Source organism: uncultured Piscinibacter sp. (genome assembly GCF_937952055.1).
Taxonomy (GTDB): domain Bacteria; phylum Pseudomonadota; class Gammaproteobacteria; order Burkholderiales; family Burkholderiaceae_C; genus Piscinibacter.
On the sequence record NZ_CALFYO010000020.1, the window covers coordinates 443722 to 464389 of the forward strand.

Annotated in this window: 19 protein-coding genes; 7 read left to right on the plus strand and 12 right to left on the minus strand. The window is 68.4% G+C overall.

The window, feature by feature from the left end; translation table 11 throughout:
• The first annotated feature begins 40 nt into the window (after positions 1-40).
• On the plus strand, positions 41-748 hold the full coding sequence (locus Q0599_RS12940; protein ID WP_298830009.1) for a cache domain-containing protein: 708 nt from the start codon (positions 41-43) through the stop codon (positions 746-748).
• Here the strand turns inward: Q0599_RS12940 and Q0599_RS12945 are convergent.
• The 4 genes from Q0599_RS12945 to Q0599_RS12960 form a co-directional block, all read right to left on the minus strand.
• A complete protein-coding gene (locus Q0599_RS12945; protein ID WP_298830010.1) occupies positions 664-3780 on the minus strand; it encodes an efflux RND transporter permease subunit in 3117 nt (1038 codons plus the stop codon). The genes Q0599_RS12940 and Q0599_RS12945 overlap by 85 nt on opposite strands.
• Before the next feature lie 10 nt (positions 3781-3790).
• Positions 3791-4942 carry an efflux RND transporter periplasmic adaptor subunit gene (locus Q0599_RS12950; RefSeq protein WP_298830011.1) on the minus strand — a complete coding sequence of 384 codons (1152 nt, stop codon included), beginning with the start codon at positions 4940-4942 and terminating at the stop codon, positions 3791-3793.
• 128 nt (positions 4943-5070) lie between these two features.
• The gene (aroC, locus tag Q0599_RS12955; RefSeq protein WP_298830013.1) at positions 5071-6171 is read right to left on the minus strand and encodes a chorismate synthase; all 1101 of its coding nucleotides are present in this window, start codon (positions 6169-6171) and stop codon (positions 5071-5073) included.
• 100 nt (positions 6172-6271) lie between these two features.
• Positions 6272-6736 carry a CBS domain-containing protein gene (locus tag Q0599_RS12960; RefSeq protein ID WP_298830015.1) on the minus strand — a complete coding sequence of 155 codons (465 nt, stop codon included), beginning with the start codon at positions 6734-6736 and terminating at the stop codon, positions 6272-6274.
• Between the two features lie 74 nt (positions 6737-6810).
• Between Q0599_RS12960 and Q0599_RS12965 the strand changes: the two genes are divergently transcribed.
• Genes Q0599_RS12965 through Q0599_RS12980 form a run of 4 tightly spaced genes read left to right on the plus strand, consistent with a single transcriptional unit; the run spans position 6811 to position 10600 of the window.
• Positions 6811-8112: an O-acetylhomoserine aminocarboxypropyltransferase gene (locus Q0599_RS12965; RefSeq protein ID WP_298830017.1), complete on the plus strand. Its 1302-nt coding sequence runs from the start codon at positions 6811-6813 to the stop codon at positions 8110-8112.
• Positions 8112-8939: an alpha/beta hydrolase gene (locus tag Q0599_RS12970; RefSeq protein ID WP_298830018.1), complete on the plus strand. Its 828-nt coding sequence runs from the start codon at positions 8112-8114 to the stop codon at positions 8937-8939. Before Q0599_RS12965 ends, Q0599_RS12970 begins: the two co-directional genes overlap by 1 nt.
• A complete protein-coding gene (locus tag Q0599_RS12975) occupies positions 8936-9259 on the plus strand; it encodes a DUF962 domain-containing protein (protein ID WP_298830020.1) in 324 nt (107 codons plus the stop codon). Before Q0599_RS12970 ends, Q0599_RS12975 begins: the two co-directional genes overlap by 4 nt.
• 33 nt (positions 9260-9292) lie before the next feature.
• On the plus strand, positions 9293-10600 hold the full coding sequence (locus Q0599_RS12980; protein ID WP_298830021.1) for a GGDEF domain-containing protein: 1308 nt from the start codon (positions 9293-9295) through the stop codon (positions 10598-10600).
• Here Q0599_RS12980 and Q0599_RS12985 read toward each other — a convergent pair.
• Positions 10572-11819, minus strand: coding sequence for a YihY family inner membrane protein (locus Q0599_RS12985; protein ID WP_298830022.1), 1248 nt, complete (start codon positions 11817-11819; stop codon positions 10572-10574). The genes Q0599_RS12980 and Q0599_RS12985 overlap by 29 nt on opposite strands.
• Positions 11820-11839: 20 nt before the next feature.
• Between Q0599_RS12985 and Q0599_RS12990 the strand changes: the two genes are divergently transcribed.
• Complete coding sequence (locus Q0599_RS12990) at positions 11840-12211, plus strand: DUF2069 domain-containing protein (protein ID WP_298830023.1); 372 nt, start codon at positions 11840-11842, stop codon at positions 12209-12211.
• Positions 12208-13608: an FAD-binding oxidoreductase gene (locus Q0599_RS12995; protein WP_298830024.1), complete on the plus strand. Its 1401-nt coding sequence runs from the start codon at positions 12208-12210 to the stop codon at positions 13606-13608. Before Q0599_RS12990 ends, Q0599_RS12995 begins: the two co-directional genes overlap by 4 nt.
• Before the next feature lie 15 nt (positions 13609-13623).
• Here Q0599_RS12995 and Q0599_RS13000 read toward each other — a convergent pair whose 3' ends face one another.
• Genes Q0599_RS13000 through Q0599_RS13030 form a run of 7 tightly spaced genes read right to left on the minus strand, consistent with a single transcriptional unit; the run spans position 13624 to position 20654 of the window.
• Complete coding sequence (locus Q0599_RS13000; protein WP_298830026.1) at positions 13624-14052, minus strand: DUF1178 family protein; 429 nt, start codon at positions 14050-14052, stop codon at positions 13624-13626.
• A gap of 25 nt (positions 14053-14077) precedes the next feature.
• A complete protein-coding gene (locus tag Q0599_RS13005) occupies positions 14078-14674 on the minus strand; it encodes an NUDIX hydrolase (RefSeq protein ID WP_298830028.1) in 597 nt (198 codons plus the stop codon).
• A gap of 10 nt (positions 14675-14684) precedes the next feature.
• Positions 14685-16166, minus strand: coding sequence for an NADH-quinone oxidoreductase subunit NuoN (gene nuoN / locus Q0599_RS13010; protein ID WP_298830030.1), 1482 nt, complete (start codon positions 16164-16166; stop codon positions 14685-14687).
• A 1-nt stretch (position 16167) separates the two neighbouring features.
• On the minus strand, positions 16168-17646 hold the full coding sequence (locus Q0599_RS13015) for an NADH-quinone oxidoreductase subunit M (RefSeq protein ID WP_298830032.1): 1479 nt from the start codon (positions 17644-17646) through the stop codon (positions 16168-16170).
• Positions 17647-17669: 23 nt separating this feature from the next.
• Positions 17670-19697, minus strand: a complete 2028-nt coding sequence (gene nuoL / locus Q0599_RS13020; RefSeq protein WP_298830034.1) for an NADH-quinone oxidoreductase subunit L — start codon at positions 19695-19697, stop codon at positions 17670-17672.
• A gap of 7 nt (positions 19698-19704) precedes the next feature.
• Positions 19705-20019, minus strand: coding sequence for an NADH-quinone oxidoreductase subunit NuoK (gene nuoK / locus Q0599_RS13025; RefSeq protein WP_298830037.1), 315 nt, complete (start codon positions 20017-20019; stop codon positions 19705-19707).
• On the minus strand, positions 20016-20654 hold the full coding sequence (locus Q0599_RS13030; protein WP_298830038.1) for an NADH-quinone oxidoreductase subunit J: 639 nt from the start codon (positions 20652-20654) through the stop codon (positions 20016-20018). The genes nuoK and Q0599_RS13030 overlap by 4 nt, the downstream gene beginning before the upstream one ends.
• Positions 20655-20668 lie beyond the last annotated feature (14 nt).

Consider the following 20668-nt stretch of genomic DNA (forward strand, 5'->3'; position numbering starts at 1 on the left):
CCAGGCGCTGATCGGCCAGGTCCAGTCGCATCGCGGACTGATGCACCGCGCGCTGGCCGGCGACGCCTCCGCGCGCGACGCGCTGGCGCAGGTGCGCGGCAAGTTCGACCGTGTCATGCGCGCGATGGCCGTGGAGATCTCGGCCACGCAACGCTTCGATGCCACCGACCTCTGGCAGGCGCGCCGCGACGAGCTGGCGGCGCTGGCCGAGGGCCGGCACGGGACACAGCACCACGCGGCGTTCGCCCAGCACCCCCCAGCCATCGAGCAGCTGATGCTGCGGGCGGCCGAGCACGCCGGCCTGCTGAGCAGCGCGGTCGCCTCGATCCGGCTGCACCAGGGCAGCGCCGACGAGGCGCGCGACCTCGTCGACCGCGACCTGTACGTCTTCGTCGTCGACCGCCAGGGCCGCTACCTGCTGCATGCCGCCCGGCCCGAGAAGGAGGGCTCGCACGTCCACGACGTGCCCGGCATCGACGGCAATCGCTGCGTCGTCGATGGCTGGGAGCGCACCCGGCGCGGGCCGGGCTGGATCGAGTACGACATCCTCCACGCCGAGACCGGCGCGGTGCAGCCGGAGGCCTCGTACATGCACCGCTTCGACGAGCAGCGGGTGGTCGGCTGCGGCGTCTACCGCACCACCACTGCCGCGGCGGCGCCACCTCAGTCGCGGCTGGCCGGCATGAAGGCACCGGTCGCGCCGCCAGCGACGACGCTGGCGACGGGCCGCCTGATGCCGACCAGGTAGCTCCACAGCACCGGCACCACCACCAGCGTCAGCAGCGTCGAGGTGATCACGCCGCCGATGATGGCGCGGCCCATCGGCGCCTGCAGTTCGCCGCCGTCGTTCAGCGCCAGCGCCAGCGGCAGCATGCCGAACACCATTGCCGCGGTGGTCATGACGATGGGCCGCAGGCGGATCAGGCCGGCCTGCAGCAGCGCGTCGGCCACGCTCGCCCCGCCCTTCAGCGCGCGGTTGGCGAAATCGACCAACAGGATGGCGTTCTTCGTCACCAGGCCCATCAGCATCACCAGCCCGATCATCGAGAACACGTTGAGCGTGCTGCGCCACAGCAGCAGCGCCAGCATCACGCCGATCAGCGACAGCGGCAGCGAGGCCATGATGGCGACCGGCTGCAGGAAGCTGCCGAACTGGCTGGCCAGCACGATGTAGATGAAGACCACCGCCAGCGCCATTGCGCCGAGCATGGCACCGAAGGCTTCCTGCTGCTCGCGCGTCGCGCCGCCGACGTCGAAGCTGAAGCCGGGCGGCAGCGTGGTCGCCTTGACGAGCTTCTGCACGTCGGCGCCGACATCGCCGGCCGGTCGTCCCTGCACGCCGGCGAAGATGACCTCGCGACGCTGCAGGTCCTGGCGGCGGATCACCTCCGGGTTGGTCACCGGCTCGATGGTGGCCACCGCGTCCAGCGGAATCGGCGTGCCGTCACGGGCGAAGGCCACCGGCAGCTTGCCCATCTGCGCGACGCGCTCGCGCTGCCCCTCGGGCAGGCGCAGCAGCACCTCGACCTGCTCGCCCTCGGGTGTGGTCCAGTAGGTGCCGACCTCGCCGTTGACGTAGGCGCGCAGGCTGGCGGCGAGCTGCGGCGCGGTCAGGCCGAGTTCGCGCACCGCGCCGGGCTTGAGCCGCACGGCATAGGCCGGCAGGCCCGGCTTGACCGACAGCTCGACGTCGGTGATGCCCGGGATCTGCTTCACCCTGTCGGCGAACTCGCGCGCCACCCGCGCCAGGCCCTCGGCATCGCCGCCGAGGATGGCGACATAGATCGGCCGGTCGAAGCCGACCGAGACCTCGATGCCCGGGATCCTGGCGATCTCGGCGCGGATCGCGTCCTCCACCTGCTTCTGCGTGCGCTGGCGCTCGCGGCGGTCGACCAGGCCGATGTTCAGCGAAGCCTGGTTGCGACCGACGGCCAGGCCGGTGCCCTGCCCGCCGACGTTGGTGGCAATCGTCTTCACTTCCGGGAAAGCCGCGACGATGGCCTCCACCTGGCGCACCTTCTCGTCGCTGCGCGCCAGGCTGGATCCCACCGTCATGCGGATGGCCAACTGCGTGAAGCCCTGGTCGGTCTGCGGGATGAACTCGCTGCCGACCAGCGGCGCGAGGCCGAGCGCGCCGACGAAGCTCGCCAGACCGACGCCGAGCACGATGAGCCGGTTGCGCTTCGGGCGCTCGAAGACCCAGCGGATCAGTCGCTCGTAGGCCACGTGCAGCACATCCATCGTCCGGTCGACCGCGCCGATCAGGTGCGACAGGCCCCAGACCTTGCGCGCCCACACGCCCGGCGGATCCGGCCAGCGGCTGGACAGCATCGGGTCGAGCGTGAAGCTGACGAACAGCGACACCAGCACCGCCACCGCCACGGTGATGCCGAAGGGGAAGAAGAACTTGCCCACGATGCCGCCCATGAAGGCCACCGGCACGAACACCGCGCAGATCGCAAAGGTGGTGGCCATCACCGCCAGGCCGATCTCCTCGGTGCCCTCGCGCGCGGCGGTGAAGTGGTCCTTGCCCAGATGCACGTGGCGCACGATGTTCTCGCGCACCACGATCGCGTCGTCGATCAGCAGCCCGATGCACAGGGACAGCGCCATCATCGTCATGAAGTTCAGCGTGAAGCCGAAGGCGTAGACGGCGATGAAGCTGGAAATCACCGCGATCGGCAGCGTCAGCCCGGTGATGATGGTGCTGCGCCAGGAGTGCAGGAAGAGAAAGACGATCGCCACCGTCAGCAGCGCGCCCTCGATCAGCGTGTGCTGCAGGCCCTTCAGCGAGTTCTTCACGAAGTCGCTGTTCGCGTAGACCAGGCGCAGTTCCACGTCGGCGGGCAGCGCCTTGCGCACCTCCTCCATCGCCGCCTTCACCGCCTCGCCGGTCGCCACCACGTTCGCGTCCTGCTGCTTGAAGACGTTGAAGTTGACCGCGCGCTGGCCGTTGATGCGCGCCACCGTGTCGGGCTCGCGCTCGCGCTCGACCAGCGCACCGAGGTCGGCCAGGCGCAGCGGCAGGCCGTTGCGATGGGCCACCACCATGTCGGCGAACTGGCGCGGGTCGGACACGCGCCCTTCGACGCGCAGGATGGCGTCCTGCGTGGCGTCGGACAGCAGCCCCACCGGCTGGTCGGCGTGCGCCTCGCGCAGGCCGGCGGCGACCTGCGCCGGCGTGATCGCGTAGGCGCGCAGCCGGTCCGCGTCGAGATCGATGCGCACCTCGCGCTTGGCCAGCCCCGACACCTCGACGGTGGCCACCCCTTCGACCCGCTGCAGCCGCTTGGCCACCAGTTGCTCGGCGAGGACGGACAGCTCGCGTGCGCTTCGCGTTTCCGAGAGCAGCGCGCTCACCACCACCGGCTGGCTGTTGTCGTTGTTGAAGCGCGCCACCGTCGGCGCCTTGGCGTCCTTCGGGAACGACGCCTGCACCACGGCAATGCGGTCGCGCACGTCCTGCATCGCGCGCGCCATGTCGGCGTTGAGGGTGAACTCGACGCCGGTCTGGCTGCGCCCTTCGAAGCTGCGCGAGGTGATGCGCTTGACGCCGGCGATGCTGTTCAGCGCCTCCTCGACCAGCTTGGTGACCTCGCGTTCCACCGCCTCGGGCGAGGCGCCGGGGTAGGCCACGTCGACGAAGGCCACCGGCGGGTTGACGTCGGGCATCTGCTCGACGCCCAGGCGGGCGTAGGAGAACAGCCCGAGCACGCACAGCGCCACCATCACCATGGTCGCGAATACCGGGTTGGCGATCGACACGCGGGTCATCCACATGGCGGGCTCCTCAACGCAGCACGGAAGAGGCCGCGGCCGAGGCCACCGCCGAGGCCCCCGCCGCCACCGCGGCCTTGCTGCCCTCGCGCAGGCTGTCGAAGCGCGCAGCGAGCACCAGGGCCTCCGGCTCCAGGCCGGACAGGATCTCGACACGGCCGTGCGCCTCGTCGCGCCGGCCCAGCGTGACGGCACGCCGCGCCAGCACGCCGCCTTCGATCAGCCAGACCTGCGCCTGCCCGGCAGCGCCGACGACGGCGGCCAACGGCAGCGTCAACCGCTGCGCCTCGTCGGGCAGCGTGACGGCAGCCACCGCGTACTGTCCGGCACGCAGCCGCTCCTTCGGGTTGGCCACGCTCACCGTCACGCCGATCGAGCGCGTGCCGGGTTCCGCCGCCGGTGCGATGCGGTCCAGCCGCCCGCTCACCGGTTCCTCGAGGCCCTCCACGCGCAGAAGCACCGGCATGCCCGGCGCGAGCAGTGCCACTTCGTGCGTGCCGACGCTGCCGGCCAGCTCCAGCGTGGCCAGGTCGACGAGGGTCAGCACCGGCTGCTCGAGCGCCAGCTTCTCGCCGGGCAGCGCATGCCGCTTGGCGACCAGCCCGCCGATCGGCGCCAGCAGCGGCCCGTCGCGCAGGGCCAGCCGCGCGCTGTGGAGCTGGGCCTGGGCGGCATCCAGGTTCGCCTGGGCCGCCTCCAGCGCCGAACGCGAGGCGTCGAGCGCGTTGGGCGAGATGAACTGCTGGTCGGCCAGGCGCCGGTTGGACGCATGCACGCGCTCGGCCTGCACGACCTGCACCCGCGCCGATTCGACCGCTGCCTGCCGCTCGGTGACGCGGCTGCCGACGTCGGCCAGGTCGATCTGGCCGAGCGGCTGGCCGGCGCGCACCCGGCTGCCTTCGCCGACCGTCAGCGACAGCAGCGTGCCGGCCGCCTTGGCCCGCACCATGGCCGTCCGAGGAGCGACCAGCGCGCCGGAGAACTCCAGTCGCAACGGCAGGCTCGCCAGCGCGGGCTGCACCACCTCGCGGGCGCTGAACTCGAGCGTCGGCTCGACCTTCGGCTTGTCCTGGCTGCCCAGTCCGATCCCGGACACCTTGACGGCGCCCAACGCCGCTGCCATCAGCGCCAGACCTGCTCCGCCCAGCCACCACGTCTTTCTCATTGTTTCGCCCCTCCAGGTTCGCTCTCGTGAAGCGGCGCCAGTCTAGGAACCCGTGGGCGAGACGGCAGCCTCCATGTGACAGGCTGCGGGGTCGAGGCGACGAACTGCGTCGCCGGCCGACGAACGGTTCAGGCGATGCGGCCGGGAATGGGCGCCAGCGCGGCCCGCACGTCGCCGCACTGGGCGCGATGCCGCAGCGCGTGGTCCATCAGCACGAGGGCCAGCATCGCCTCGGCGATCGGCGTGGCGCGGATGCCGACGCAGGGGTCGTGACGACCGAAGGTCTCCACGGTGGCCGGCTGGCCGTTCAGGTCGATCGAGCGGCGCGGGCTGCGGATCGAGCTGGTCGGCTTGATCGCGATGGCCACCGTGATGTCCTGGCCGGACGAGATGCCGCCGAGCACGCCGCCGGCGTTGTTGCTCGCGAAGCCCTGCAGCGTGAGTTCGTCGCCGTGCGTCGTGCCGCGCTGTGCCACGCTGGCGAAGCCGGCGCCGATCTCCACGCCCTTCACCGCGTTGATGCCCATCATCGCGTAGGCGATGTCGGCATCGAGCTTGTCGAACAGCGGTTCCCCCAGGCCCACCGGGACGTTGCGCGCAGCAACCGTGATGCGCGCACCACAGCTGTCGCCGGCCTTGCGCAGATCGTCCATGTAGGCCTCGAGGCGCGCGATGTCGCTGGCGTTGGCGGCGAAGAAGGGGTTGCTCGGGATGTGCTGCTCGCCCTCGAACGGGATGGCGATCTCGCCGAGATGCGTCATGTGGCCGACGAAGCTGGTGCCGTACTGCTGCTTCAGCCACTTTCGCGCCACTGCGCCGGCGCCGACCATCGGCGCGGTCAGCCGCGCCGACGAGCGGCCGCCGCCGCGCGGGTCGCGCAGACCGTACTTGTGGAAGTAGGTGTAGTCGGCGTGGCCCGGCCGGAAGGTCTGGACGATGTTGCCGTAATCCTTGCTGCGCTGGTCGGTGTTGCGGATCAGCAGGCAGATCGGCGTTCCGGTGGTCTTGCCTTCATAGACGCCGGAGAGGATCTCCACCGCATCGGGCTCGTTGCGTTGCGTGACGTGGCGGCTGGTGCCGGGACGGCGCCGGTCGAGCTCGGGCTGGATGTCGGCTTCGGACAGCGCCATGCCTGGGGGACAGCCATCGATCACGCAGCCGATCGCCGGCCCGTGCGACTCGCCGAAGTTGGTGACGCGGAAGAGTTCGCCGAAGGTGCTGCCTGCCATGCGCCGATTCTAGGTGGCCGGCGCGCAGTGGGGACGGCGCCGGGCCTCCCACTCGGGACGGCGCCCCCTGCGGGGCAGGCGCGCGGCGGTTGGGAGGGAGTCAGCTCGCCGCAGGCTGCGTGCCCGGCTCGTCGACCGGCCAGTCGCGGATGTAGGCCTTGAGCATGCGGTTCTCGAAGTCCTGGCTCTCCACCACCGCCTTGGCGACGTCGTAGAAGGAGATCACGCCCATCAGCGTGCGCTGGTCCATCACCGGCATGTAGCGCGCATGGCGCTCGAGCATCATGCGGCGCACCTCGTCGATCTCGGTATCTGGCGAGCAGGTCAGCGGGTGGTCGTCCATCACGCTGCGCACGGTGCTGTCGCCCACCGACCCGCCGTTCTTGACCACCGACAGGATGACCTCGCGGAACGTCAGCATGCCCGCCAGTGCACCGCGATCCATCACGACCAGCGAGCCGATGTCGTTGTCGGCCATGGTCTTCAGGCCCACCGCCAAGGCATCTTCGGGGCTGACGGTGAAGAGAGTGCCTCCCTTGACGCGCAAGATGTCGCTGACCTTCATGATCCTCTCCGTGTCGCAAGTCGCGGCCCAATATAGCCCACAATCCGGCGCGAAAACAGCCCAGAGGAGACCCCATGCCCGGCGCCGCAGACCCCGGATTCGACACCCTCGCCCTGCACGCCGGCGCCGCGCCGGATGCGGCCACCGGCGCGCGGGCGGTGCCCATCCACCTGACCACCTCGTTCGTGTTCGAGTCCAGCGAACACGCTGCCTCCCTGTTCAACCTCGAACGCTCCGGCCACGTCTACAGCCGCATCTCCAACCCCACCAACGCCGTGCTCGAAGAGCGTGTGGCGGCGCTCGAGGGAGGCGTCGGCGCGATCGCCACGGCCAGCGGCCAGGCCGCGCTGCACCTCGCGGTGGCCACACTGGCCGGCGCAGGCTCGCACATCGTCAGCTCGAGCGCGCTGTACGGCGGCTCACACAACTTGCTCCACTACACGCTCGCGCGCTTCGGCATCGAGACGACATTTGTCAAGCCGGGCGACATGGACGGCTGGCGCGCAGCGATCCGCCCGAACACGAAGCTGCTGTTCGGCGAGACGCTCGGCAACCCCGGCCTGGACGTGCTGGACATCCCCACCGTCTCGGCGATCGCCCACGAGAGCGGCCTGCCGCTGCTGGTCGACTCCACCTTCACCACGCCCTGGCTGATGAAGCCCCTCGAGCACGGCGCGGACCTCGTCTTTCACTCGGCGACCAAGTTCCTCTCCGGCCACGGTACGGTGATCGGCGGCGTGCTGGTCGACGGCGGTCAGTTCGACTGGAGTGCCTCGGGGCGCTTCCCGGAGCTGTCGCTGCCCTATGCCGGCTTCCACGGCATGGTGTTCGCCGAGGAGAGCACCGTCGGCGGCTTCCTTCTGCGCGCGCGGCGCGAGGGCCTGCGCGACTTCGGCGCCTGCATGAGCCCTCACACCGCCTGGCTCATCCTGCAGGGCATCGAGACCTTGCCCCTGCGCATGGCGCGCCATGTCGAGAACACGCGCAAGGTGGTCGCCTTCCTTGCCACGCACCCGCTCGTCGCTTCGGTCGGCTACCCCGAACTCGAAGGCCATCCGAGCCACGCGCTGGCGAAGAAGCTGCTGCCGCGCGGCTGCGGCTCGGTGTTCAGCTTCGACATCCGGGGCAGCCGCGCGCAGGGCAAGGCATTCATCGAGGCACTGAAGATCTTCTCGCACCTCGCCAACGTGGGCGACTGCCGTTCGCTGGTGATCCACCCCGCCTCGACCACCCACTTCCGCATGGACGACGCGGCGCTGGCGCAGGCGGGCATCTCGCCGGGCACGATCCGCCTGTCGATCGGCCTGGAGGATGCCGACGACCTGATCGACGACCTGAAGCGCGCACTGAAGGCCGCGGAAAAGGCGGGGGCGTGATGGAACTGATCGTCGACGGTCGCAAGGCCTATGCATACACCGGCGGCAAGGCGTTCGATGCCGCCCTGCCCTGCGTCGTGTTCGTCCACGGCGCGCTGCACGACCACAGCGTGTGGAACCTGCTCGCGCGCTGGTTCGCCCACCACGGCCACGCCGTGCTCGCGGTCGACCAGCCCGGCCACGGCCGCAGCGAAGGCCCGCCGGCGGCCAGCGTCGAAGCGCTGGCCGACTGGACGCTCGCCTTGCTCGATGCCGCCGGCGTGCAGCACGCCGCCGTCGTCGGCCACAGCATGGGCACGCTGGTCGGGCTGGAGATGGCCGCGCGTGCACCACAGCGCGTCACGCAGTTGATCATGCTGGCAACCGCCTTTCCGATGAAAGTGTCCGATGCGCTGCTCGTCACTGCACGAGAGCAGCCGCTGCGGGCGATCGACATGGTCAATGCGCTGTCGCATGGCGGCCTCGCTGCCAAACCCTCGTTTCCCGGGCCGGGTGCGTGGCTGCACGGAGGCAACCGCGCGCTCATGCGGCGCATGCTCGCCGGGGCCACCGGCCTGACCGGCATGAACCTCTTCGAACACGACTTCCGCGTCTGCGATGCCTACGCCAACGGGCTGCAGGCCGCCTCGAAGGTACGATGCCCGGTGACGTTCGTGCTCGGCACGCGTGATCAGATGACAGCGCCGAAGAGTGCCCGCGAACTCGGCCGCGCGCTGCGTGCCAACATCGTCACGCTGCCGGCCGGACATTCCCTGATGACCGAAGCGCCGGACGGCGTGTTGAATGCGACGATAGCGGGTCTGACCCGCACCGAGGGGGCTGCATGAGCGCCGATGCTGTCGATCCGAAGTCGCTGAAGACCTTCGCCGAGTTCTATCCGTTCTACCTGAGCGAGCACCGCAACCGCACATGCCGGCGGCTGCATTTCATCGGCTCGACGCTGGCGCTGGTGTGCCTGGCCATGCTGGTGGCGACCGGTCGGCCGCAATATCTGCTCTACGGCCTGCTGTGCGGCTACGGCTTCGCCTGGATCGGCCACTTCGGCTTCGAGAAGAACAAGCCTGCATCGTTCAAGCGCCCGCTGTTCAGCTTCATGGGCGACTGGGTCATGTACAAGGAGATCCTGACGGGGCGCATCGCGTTCTGATTCATGTGCCAGGGCCAGCCGTCTTCCGCATCCATGCCCGACTCCGCCGACACCTCCTCCCGCTCGATCGAGCGGCTCGTCAACGTCGTCGCGCTGCCGATCGGTCGTTGGGACCGCGAGTCTCGGCTGGTGTTCTGCAATGCGCCCTACCTGATGTGGTCGGGCCGCACGCGCGACGATTTGCTCGGCCACACGCTCGCCGAGCTCTATGGCGACGAAGCCTGGGATCGGGCCCGTCCTGCCTTCGAGCGCGCTTTCCGCGGCGCGACGACGAGCTACGAGCGGCTGCTGCGCCACGGCACGCTCAGCGGGCGCTGGGCGCGCATCCAGGTGTTCCCCGACGCCGACGCGAACGGCGAGGTGCATTCGGTGTTCACCATTGCCACCGACATCCACGAAGACATCACGGCGCGCGAAGCGCTGATTGCCGCGCGCGTGCGCCTGGACCGCTTCACCGAGAACATCCCCTATCCGCTGACCTACGTCGATCGCGAGTTCGTGCTGCGCTTCGTCAACAAGGCCTACTGCGAGATGGCCGGCAAGCCCGCCGAGCAGCTGCTCGGCCGGCACATCGGAGCGGCGCGCGGCCAGCGGCGCTGGGCCGAGCATGAACCGCACTTCCGCCGCGCGCTCGAGGGCAAGACGGTGCAGTACACGAGGCTGGTCGACGGATTGGCCTACAACCCCGGCGGCGGCCCGCGCTGGCTGCGCACCAGCTACGTGCCCGACTTCGACGCCGAGCAGAACGTCGTCGGCCTGTACACCGTGACGATCGACGTGCACGACCTCACCGTCGCGCAAGAGCAATTGCGCCGCAGTGTCGAGCGCGACATGCTCACCGACGTGCTCAGCCGGCGCACCATGATGGATCGCATCGAGGCGGCGCTGGTCACCGCCGCGCACGAGCCGGTGGCGCTGTTCTTCGTCGATCTCGACGGTTTCAAGGCGGTCAACGACCGGCTCGGCCATCGCGAGGGCGATGCGCTGCTCGTCAGGGTGGCTCAGGCCCTGCAGAAAAGCGTGCGCGCGGACGACTCCGTGGGCCGTTTCGGCGGCGACGAGTTCCTCGTGCTCGCGGCGGTGCGCGGGCCATCGGGCGCGCGCGCACTGGCGCTGCACATGCTCGAGGCAGTGCGCCAGGTGAGCCTCGCGGTCAGCGGCGGAGGCGTCAGCGCGAGCATCGGCTATGCGCTCGCACCGGCAGACGCGCAGCATCCACTCAAGCTGCTGCAGGCGGCCGACGATGCGATGTACGCCGCCAAACGGCTGGGCAAGGACCGCGTGCAGCACCACGGCACGGTGCGCACCGAGCTCAGCGCTGCAGCAGTTCGGCCAGCGTGAGGCGGTCGAAGCCCGCGCGGTCGCGAAAGGCGCGCAGCGCCGGTGACGGCTCGAGCAGCATTTGCGCGAGCAGCGGCGCAGCCGGCGTCGTGGCCGGCTCGGCGAGCAGCACGTAGCGCGCCGCTCCTGGCTCGTCGAGCCGCGCCAGCCAGTCCATCTCGACCAGCGCATCGACGATCGGTTCGGCCTGCAGCGGGTCGACGCGCAGCGATTCCGACAGTTCGGCCAGGCTCAGCCCGCGAGCCTCTCCACGGCGCGCACGCTCCAGTTCGACGAGCAAGGCCACCGCGAGCCCGAAGCGCGAACCCGGCGCATCGGGCCAGCGTGCCACGCGCATCTGCAGGCTCGGCGCATAGGCGGCGATGACCGCCCCGAGCAGCACGATCACCCAGCCGAGGTAGATCCACACCAGCAGGATCGGCAGCGTCGCGAAGGCGCCGTAGACGACCGCGAAAGTCGGCACCTGGGCGATGTACCAGGCCAGCGCCTTCTTCGCCACCTCGAAGCCGATCGACACGAACACACCGCCAGCGATCGCATGGCGCCACTTCACATGGGTGTTGGGCACGTAGTGGAACAGCGCGGCCATGCCGGCGGCGAGCAGCACGAACTCGATGGTGTTGAGCAGCAGGCTCACGCCGCCAGGAAGTTCGGAGACGAGGCCGCGCGAGGCCGAGATCACATAGGAAGTGAGGCTCAGGCTCACGCCCAGCACCAGCGGCCCGAGCGTCGCCGCCGCCCAGTAGACGAGCACGCGCTGTGCGATCGGCCGCGGCTTGCGCACGCGCCAGATGGCATTGAGCGTGCGATCGATGGTCAGCATCAGCGCGAGCGCGGCGAAGAACAGGAACACCAGGCCCACCGTGCCGAGCCGGTTGGCCTTGGCGGCAAACTGGGTCAGCGCCGTCATCACCTGCTTGGCGATGTTGTCGGGCACCAGGCTCTGCAGGAAGTACTTCTGCAACGATTCCTGGAACGAGGCGAACATCGGGAAGGCGGCGAAGACCGCCAGCGTCACCGTGACCAGCGGCACCAGCGAGATCAGCGTCGTGAAGGTCAGGCTGCTCGCCGTCAATCCGAGGTGGTCCTCGCGGAATCGCTGGCGCAGCGTACGCAGCGTGTCCATCCAGGGCCAGTTCTGCAGCGTCTCGACGAGCAGCGCGATGCGCTCGCGCCAGCTCTCTTCGAGGCGGGACTTCAGATGGGACGGGAGATTCATTGCTGGCATCATAGCCAGCGATGCAGCACGCACCTTCCTCTGCGGTGGCCTGGACGCAGCGCGTCGCGGTGGCCAGCCTGCTCGGCCTGATCGCGCTCGGCCTGGCCTGGGAACTCTGGCTCGCCCCGACCGGCAACGGCACGCTGGCGCTGAAGGTGCTGCCGCTGACGCTCCCCCTGGGCGGGCTGCTCAAGCGTCGCATGTACACCTACCGCTGGGTCAGCCTGATGGTCTGGCTCTACTTCACCGAGGGCGTGGTGCGGGCCACCAGCGACGCTGGCCCGTCGGCGGCGCTGGCGGTGATCGAGATCGTCCTGTGCCTGCTGCTGTTCGCCGCCTGCGCGGCGCATGTGCGCTGGCGATTGCGAGCGGGAAAGGAGAGTGCCGCATGACGCTGGAAGCGACGCTGCGCGGCATCGTCGGCACGGCGCACGTGCTGCAGGGCGGCGACCTGTCCGCCTACGAGGTCGACTGGCGCAAGCGCTTTCGTGGCCGCGCCCGCTTGGTGGTGCGCCCGGGCTCGACCGTCGAGACCGCCGCCGTGGTACGCGCCTGCGTCGGGGCAGGGGTCTCGATCGTGCCGCAAGGCGGCAACACCGGCCTGGTGGGTGCCTCGGTGCCCGACGACAGTGGCACGCAGGTGCTGCTGCACCTCGGCCGCCTCAACCGCGTGCGCGAGATCGACACCGCGAATCTGACCATGACCGTCGAAGCCGGCTGCCTGCTGCAGCTCGTGCAGGATGCGGCCACGGCCAAGGGCTTGCTGTTTCCGCTCAGCCTGGCCGCCGAGGGCAGCTGCACCATCGGCGGCAATCTCGCCACCAACGCCGGCGGCACTCAGGTGGTTCGCTACGGCAATGCGCGCGATCTGTGCCTCGGGCTGGAGGTGGTGACGGCCGAGGGCGAGGTCTGGGACGGCCTGTCCGGCCTGCGCAAGGACAACACAGGCTACGACCTGCGCGACCTCTTCATCGGCAGCGAGGGCACGCTGGGCGTCATCACCGCGGCCACGCTCAAGCTCTACCCGCAGCCTGCGGCCGTGACGACGGCGATGGCCTCGCTTGACTGGCTGGACTCGGCGGTAGAGTTCCTCGGCCTCGCACAGTCCAGGCTGGGCGCTTCGCTGACCGGCTTCGAGGTGATGAACCGCTTTTCGCTCGAGCTGGTGCGGCAGCACTTCCCGCAGCTGCCGCAGCCTGTGCCCGGCGCCGCCTGGACGGTGCTGCTCGAACAGTCCGCCAGCGACGACCAGGCCGGCGCCGCGCAGCGCTTCGAGGACCTGCTCGCCGCCGCATTCGAGCGCGGCCTGATCACCGACGCCGCCGTGGCGGCCAGCCTCGAGCAGTCCAAGACGATGTGGCATCTGCGCGAGTCCATCCCGCTGGCGCAGAGCCTCGAAGGGCTGAACGTCAAGCACGACATCTCGGTGCCGATTTCCCGCATCCCGGCCTTCGTGCGCGCCACCGACGAGGCGCTGGAGCGCGCCGTGCCCGGCGTGCGCCTGGTCGACTTCGGCCATCTGGGCGACGGCAACCTGCACTACAACGTGCAGGCGCCGCTGGACGTGCCTGCGGAACGCTTTCTCGCCGACCGCGAGGCGGAGGTCAACCGCATCGTCTACGACGCGGTGACGGCCCATGGCGGCTCGATCTCCGCCGAGCATGGCATCGGGGCGCTCAAGCGAGACGAGCTCGCCCGGCGCAAGTCGCCGGTGGCGCTGAAGCTGATGATGTCGATCAAGCAGGCTCTTGACCCGCTGGGCCGCATGAACCCGGGCCGGATGCTCTGAGGACGGTCGCTGCGGTTACTGCAGCGGGCCCTTGAGGGCGGCGGGAACGGGAACTGCCAGCACTTCGATGCCCTCCTCACGCAAGGCGTCGGCGTCTTCGCGCGAGGCCTGGCCACGGATGCCACGTGCCTGCGCTTCCCCATAGTGGATGCGGCGCGCTTCCTCGGGGAAGCGCTCGCCGACGTCCTCGGTATGGGCCATCATGTGCCGGACGGCCTGCACCCAGGCGGCCTGCACGGCCTGCCCCGGCTCCGCGCCGACGACCTCCTGCTTCAGGCCGGAGACGTTGAGGCGCGGCGCAGTGGGCAGGCGGGAGACGGCGCTGTCGCCACAGACCGGACAGCTCACCAGCTGGCGCGACGACTGCGATTCAAAGTCGTCGTCGCAGCCGAACCAGCCTTCGAAGCGATGGTCATGGGCGCAGCGCAGGTTCAGGACCTTCATGGGCCCGATTATGGGCCGGCAGGGTTCAGCGGGGCTTAAGTCCCGGGATGGCCCAGCGTCCGGCTTGCCAATTCTGCAACCACTGCAGCCCGACCAGCGTCTTCGCGTCGGTGACCCCGCCGGTGCCGCAGAGGCGATCGAGCTCCTCGACGGAACAGATTTGCAGGTCGAGAAACTCGCCATCGTCGAGTTGGCGCTCCCCCGCGCTCAGGCCGCGCGCGAACCAGATCTCGATGCGCTCGCTCGAGTAGGCGATGGCGTTGTGCAGCACGCCCGCGAGCGCCCATTCACGAGCGCGATAGCCGGTTTCCTCGAACAGTTCGCGTTGCGCACAGTCCAGCGTCGGCTCACCAGCCTCCAGCTTGCCGGCGGGAAATTCCAGCATGACGCATTCCAGCGGGTAGCGCCACTGGCGCTCCATCACCAGCCGACCATCGTCGAGGATGGGGACGATCATCACCGCGCCGGGGTGGACGATGAACTCTCGCGTCGCCTCGCCGCCATCGGGCAGGCGGATGCGGTCGCGGCGAACCTCGAGCAGGCGCCCATGGAACACCGTCTCGGTGGCGACGGTTTCCTCGCGAAGGTGCGCGTCGTCGGCGCCGGCAGGCGGCTGGCTCACGCCCGCACGCTCAGGAGCCCAGCGCCTTGACGATCGCCTGGGCGCACAGCGCCATCAGGCCGCCCGGCAGGATGCCGAACACCAGCACGGCCGCACCGTTGAGCGACAGGATCGTGCGCACCTCTCCGGTGCTGGCAATGGGGTGCGTGTCGAGCGGCTCGTCGAAGTACATCACCTTGACCAGGCGCAGATAGTAGAACGCCGCCACCAGCGAGAGCAGCACGGCGATCACGGCAAGCCAGATGTAGAGCGCGACGTTGGTGGAGACGATCGCCTGCAGCACCGCCAGCTTGGCGTAAAAGCCCACCGTCGGCGGGATGCCGGCCAGCGAGAACATGAAGATGGCCATCACGGCCGCGTACCAGGGGCTGCGCCGCGCCAGACCCTTCAGGTCGTCGATCTGCTCCGACTCGTGGCCGGCGCGCGACAGCAGCATGACGATGCCGAAGGTACCCAGCGTGGTGAACACGTAGGTGAGCACGTAGAACATCGAGGAGCTGTAGCCGTTGGCGGCCGACAGCGTATTGCCGGCGACCACCGTCGGCGTGAGGCCGAGCAGCATGAAGCCCATCTGCCCGATGGTCGAATAGGCCAGCATGCGCTTCAGGTTGGTCTGCGCGATGGCGGCCACGTTGCCCAGCGCCATCGATGCGACCGACAGCACGATCAGCATCTGCTGCCAGTCGACGGCCAGCCCGGACATGCCCTCCACCAGCAGGCGGATGGTGATCGCGAAGGCGGCCAGCTTCGGCGCGCCGGCGACCAGGACAGTGACCGCCGTGGGCGCGCCCTGGTAGACGTCCGGGATCCACATGTGGAACGGCACGGCGCCCAGCTTGAACGCCAGACCCGAGACGACGAAGACGACGCCGAGCACCATCACGCCCTTGTCGATCTGACCGGTGGCGATCGCGTTGAAGACGCCGGCAATGTCCAGCGAACGGGTCGCGCCATACATCATCGAGAGTCCGTAGAGCAGGAAGCCACTGGCCAGGGCGCCCAGCACGAAGTACTTCATGGCCGCCTCGGTCGCCGCGGCGTGATCGCGGCGCAGCGCCACCAGCGCGTACAGGCTCAGCGACATCAGCTCCAGGCCGAGGTAGACGACGAGGAAATTGTTCGCCGACAGCATCACGTTGATGCCCAGCAGCGAGAACATCGCCAGCGTGATCAACTCGCCCTTGAGGATGTCGCGCTCGGCCGCATAGGGCCGCGCGTAGGCGAGCGAGACCATCGTCGCCAGGGTGGCGAAGAAGGCCAGCAGGTGACCCATCGGATCGGCCACCACCATGCGCTGCACGGCGTAGAAGGTCTCGCCGTCGTCGAAGCGCAGCAAGTGCATCGCCGCGACCACGGCGAGCGAGGCCTGGGCCAGCAGGTAGGTGGGCGTGCGGCGCGGATGCTTGATCCACAGGTCGACCATGGCGACCACCAGGGCCATGACCAGCAGCACGACCTCGGGGGCAATGGCGAGCCAGTTCATCTCGTTCATGTCAGGGGACCAGCTTGGATTGCGCCACGTGCTTGAGCAGTTCAGTCACCGACACGTGCATCACGTCGGTGAAGGGCTTGGGATACACGCCCATCCAGAGCACGGCGACGGCGAGGATGGCCATCATCAGGAACTCGCGGCTGTTCAGGTCCGTCAGCGCCTTGACGTGGGCGTTGGCCACCGGACCGAAGTACACGCGCTTGACCATCCACAGGTTGTAGGCGGCACCGAACACCAGCGCGGTGGCCGCCAGGAAGGCGAGCCAGAAGCCGGCCTTCACCGTGCCGAGGATGACCATCCACTCGCCGACGAAGCCGCTCGTGCCCGGCAGGCCGCTGTTGGCCATCGCGAAGAACACGGCGAAGGCGGCAAACTTGGGCATCGTGTTCACCACACCGCCGTAGGCGGCGATCTCGCGCGAGTGCACGCGGTCGTAGAGCACGCCGATGCACAGGAACATCGCACCGGAGACGAAGCCGTGCGAGACCATCTGCACGATGCCGCCGGAGACGCCCAGTTCGCTGAAGATGAAGAATCCCAGCGTGCAGAAGCCCATGTGCGCGATGGACGAGTACGCCACCAGCTTCTTCATGTCCTGCTGCACCAGCGCCACCAGGCCGATGTAGATCACGGCGATCAGCGAGATCGCGATGATGAACCAGGCCCACTCGCGGCTGGCGTCGGGCGCGATCGGCATCGAGAAGCGCAGGAACCCATAGGCGCCGAGCTTCAGCATGATCGCCGCCAGCACGACCGAGCCGCCGGTCGGCGCCTCGACGTGGGCATCCGGCAGCCAGGTGTGCACCGGCCACATCGGCACCTTGACCGCGAAGGCCGCGAAGAAGGCGAAGAAAAGCAGGGTCTGGGAGGTCGACGTCAACGGCAGCTTGTGCCAGGCGAGGATGTCGAAGCTGCCGCCGGACTTGTAGTACAGGTAGACCAGCGCCACCAGCATCAGCAGCGAACCGGCCAGGGTGTAGAGGAAGAACTTGAACGCGGCGTAGACGCGCCTCGGGCCGCCCCAGATGCCGATGATGATGTACATCGGGATCAGCGTGGCCTCGAAGAAGACGTAGAACAGCAGGCCATCGACAGCACTGAACACGCCGACCATCAGGCCGGAGAGGATCAGGAACGCGCCCATGTACTGGTTGACGCGGTCGGTGATCACTTCCCAGGCCGAGATCACCACGATCACGGTGATGAAGGCGGTCAGCGGCACGAACCACATCGACAGGCCGTCGACGCCGAGGGCGTAGCGCACGTTGAAGCGCTCGATCCAGGGCAGCGCCTCGGTGAACTGCAGCGCCGCGGTGGAGGTGTCGAATCCCGCGATCAGCGGCAAGGTGACGAGGAAGCTGGCGATCGCGCCGACGAGCGCGATCCAGCGCACCGCGATCGCGTTCGAGTCGCGGCCGAGCGCGAGCAGCAGCACGCCGCAGGCGATCGGCAGCCAGATGGTCAGGCTGAGCAAACCCATGTTCTTGTTCTCCGTCCTGTCCGCTACTTGCCGCCCAGGCTGCCCAGGTAGGGCCACAGCTGCCAGGTCATCAGGCCGATCACGCCCACGATCATCACCAGCGCGTACCAGTAGAGGTAGCCGGTCTGCAGGAAGCGCGTCAGCGCCGCGAGGCCGCCGACCGCACGCGCAGAGCCGTCGATCACGATGTTGTCGATCAGGCCGACGTCACCGCCCTTCCACAGGCCACGGCCGATGCCGCGCGCCGCCGGGGCGAAGATGGTCTCGTTGATCCAGTCCATGTAGTACTTGTTCTCCAGCACACGCACCAGCGGGCTGAAGATGCGTGCAAGCGCGGCCGGGATCTCCGGCTTGAGCATGTAGAACACGTAAGCCGTGAGCACGCCGGCCAGGGCGAGCCAGAACGGCAGCGTGCTGAGGCCGTGAGTCGCCATCGCCAGCGCGCCGTGGAAGCCCTGGGCCAGTTCCGCCATGGCAGGGTGCTTGTCGAGGTTGACGACGATCGAATCCGAGAACAGCTCGCCATAGAGCATCGGCTGGATCGTCAGGTAGCCGATCACCACCGAGGGCACGGCCAGCAGCAGCAGCGGAGCGGTCACCACCCAGGGCGACTCGTGCGGCTCGTGCGCGTGGCCGTCGCCGTGATCGTCATGGTGGTCATGTTCGCCCGGGAAGGGCTTGTGCCGGAAACGCTCCTTGCCATGGAAGACGAGGAAATACATGCGGAACGAATAGAACGCCGTGACGAACACGCCGGCGATGACCGCGAAGTAGGCGAAGCCCGAGCCCGGCAGGTGCGAGGCGTGCACGGCCTCGATGATGCTGTCCTTGCTGTAGAAGCCGGCAAACAGCGGCGTGCCGATCAGCGCCAGTGAACCCAGCAGCGAGGTGATCCAGGTGATGGGCATGTACTTGCGCAGGCCGCCCATGTTGCGGATGTCCTGATCATGGTGCATGCCGATGATCACGCTGCCCGCGGCGAGGAAGAGCAGCGCCTTGAAGAACGCGTGCGTCATCAGGTGGAACACCGCCACCGAGTAGGCCGAGGCGCCCAGCGCCACTGTCATGTAGCCCAGCTGCGAGAGCGTGGAGTAGGCGACGACCCGCTTGATGTCGTTCTGGATGATGCCCAGGAAGCCCATGAACAGCGCCGTGATCGCGCCGATCACCAGGATGAAGCTCAGCGCCGTGTCCGACAGCTCGAACAGCGGCGACATGCGCGCCACCATGAAGATGCCGGCGGTCACCATGGTCGCCGCATGGATCAGCGCGGAGATCGGCGTCGGGCCTTCCATCGAGTCCGGCAGCCAGACGTGCAGCGGAAACTGCGCGCTCTTGCCCATGGCACCGATGAACAGGCAGATGCAGGTCACCGTGATCAGCATCCACTCGGTGCCGGGGAATGTCAGCTTGGCCAGCTCCGGGCCCTTGGCGAAGGCCTCGCCGTAGTTGAGCGTGCCGGCGTAAGCGACGATCAGGCCGATGCCGAGGATGAAGCCGAAGTCGCCGACCCGGTTGACCAGGAAGGCCTTCATGTTGGCAAAGATCGCCGTCGGCCTGGTGTACCAGAAGCCGATCAGCAGATAGCTGACCAGGCCCACCGCCTCCCAGCCGAAGAACAGCTGCAGGAAGTTGTTGCTCATCACGAGCATCAACATCGAGAAGGTGAACAGCGAGATGTAGGAGAAGAAGCGCTGGTAGCCCGGGTCCTCCTCCATGTAGCCGATGGTGTAGATGTGCACCATCAGCGAGACGAAGGTCACCACGCACATCATCATCGCCGACAGCCCGTCGATGAGGAAGCCGATCTCCATCTTCAGGTCACCGAGCACCATCCACTCGTAGACCGTGGCATTGAAGCGCGCGCTGTCGACGGCGACGGACTTCAGCACCATCGCCGAGAGGATGAACGACACCAGCACGCCGAGGATGGTGATGCTGTGCGCGCCGCGGCGGCCGACGGTCTTGCCGAACAGTCCGGCGATCACCGCACCGGCCAGCGGCGCCATCGGGATCGCGAGCAGGAGATTGGGATTCAATGCAGCGGACATGGCGGTCTCAACCCTTCAGCGAGTCGAGCTCGTCGACGTTGATCGTGGAGCGGTTGCGGAACAGCACCACCAGGATCGCCAAACCGATGGCCGATTCTGCCGCCGCGACGGTGAGGATGAAGAACACGAACACCTGGCCGGCCATGTCGCCGAGGTAGTGCGAGAAGGCCACGAAGTTCAGGTTGACCGCCAGCAGCATCAGCTCGATGGCCATCAGCAGCACGATCAGGTTCTTGCGGTTCAGGAAGATGCCGATCACCGACAGCGCGAACAGGATCGCGCCGAGCGACAGGTAATGGCCGAGTGTCACCGGTCCGATCATGGGGTGTCTCCTCCCGCAGGCGCGGCCGGTGCCGGGACTTCCACCTCGGCCTTCATCTGCACGATGCGGACGCGGTCCGCCTTCTTCGCCCGCACCTGCTCGGCCGGGTCGATGTACTTCGAGTCCTTGCGGCGGCGCAGCGTCAGCGCGATGGCCGCGATGATCGCCACCAGCAGCAGCACCGCGGCGATCTGCAGCGGATAGAGGTAGCGCGTGTAGATCTCGATGCCGAGCAGCTTGGTGTTGCCCATCTTCAGCGCCGCGGCGTCGGCCACCGGCGCCGTGCTCACGTCGAAGCCCGGGATCAGCACCAGCGCCATCTCCAGCGCGATGACCACGCCGATCAGGCCGGCCAGAGGGAAGTGCTTCCAGAAGCCCTCGCGCAGCGCGTCGACGTTCATGTCGAGCATCATCACGACGAAGAGGAACAGCACCATTACCGCACCGACGTAGACGAGCACCAGGGCGATGGCGAGGAACTCGGCGCGCAGCAGCAACCACACACACGCGGCGTTGAAGAAGGCAAGTACGAGGTAGAGCGCGGCGTAGACCGGCGTGCGCGCCGTGATGACGCGGAAGGCCGCGAACAGCAGCACGGCCGAGAAGACGTAGAAGAGCGCGGTTTGCATGTCCATGTTGTTGTTGCAGG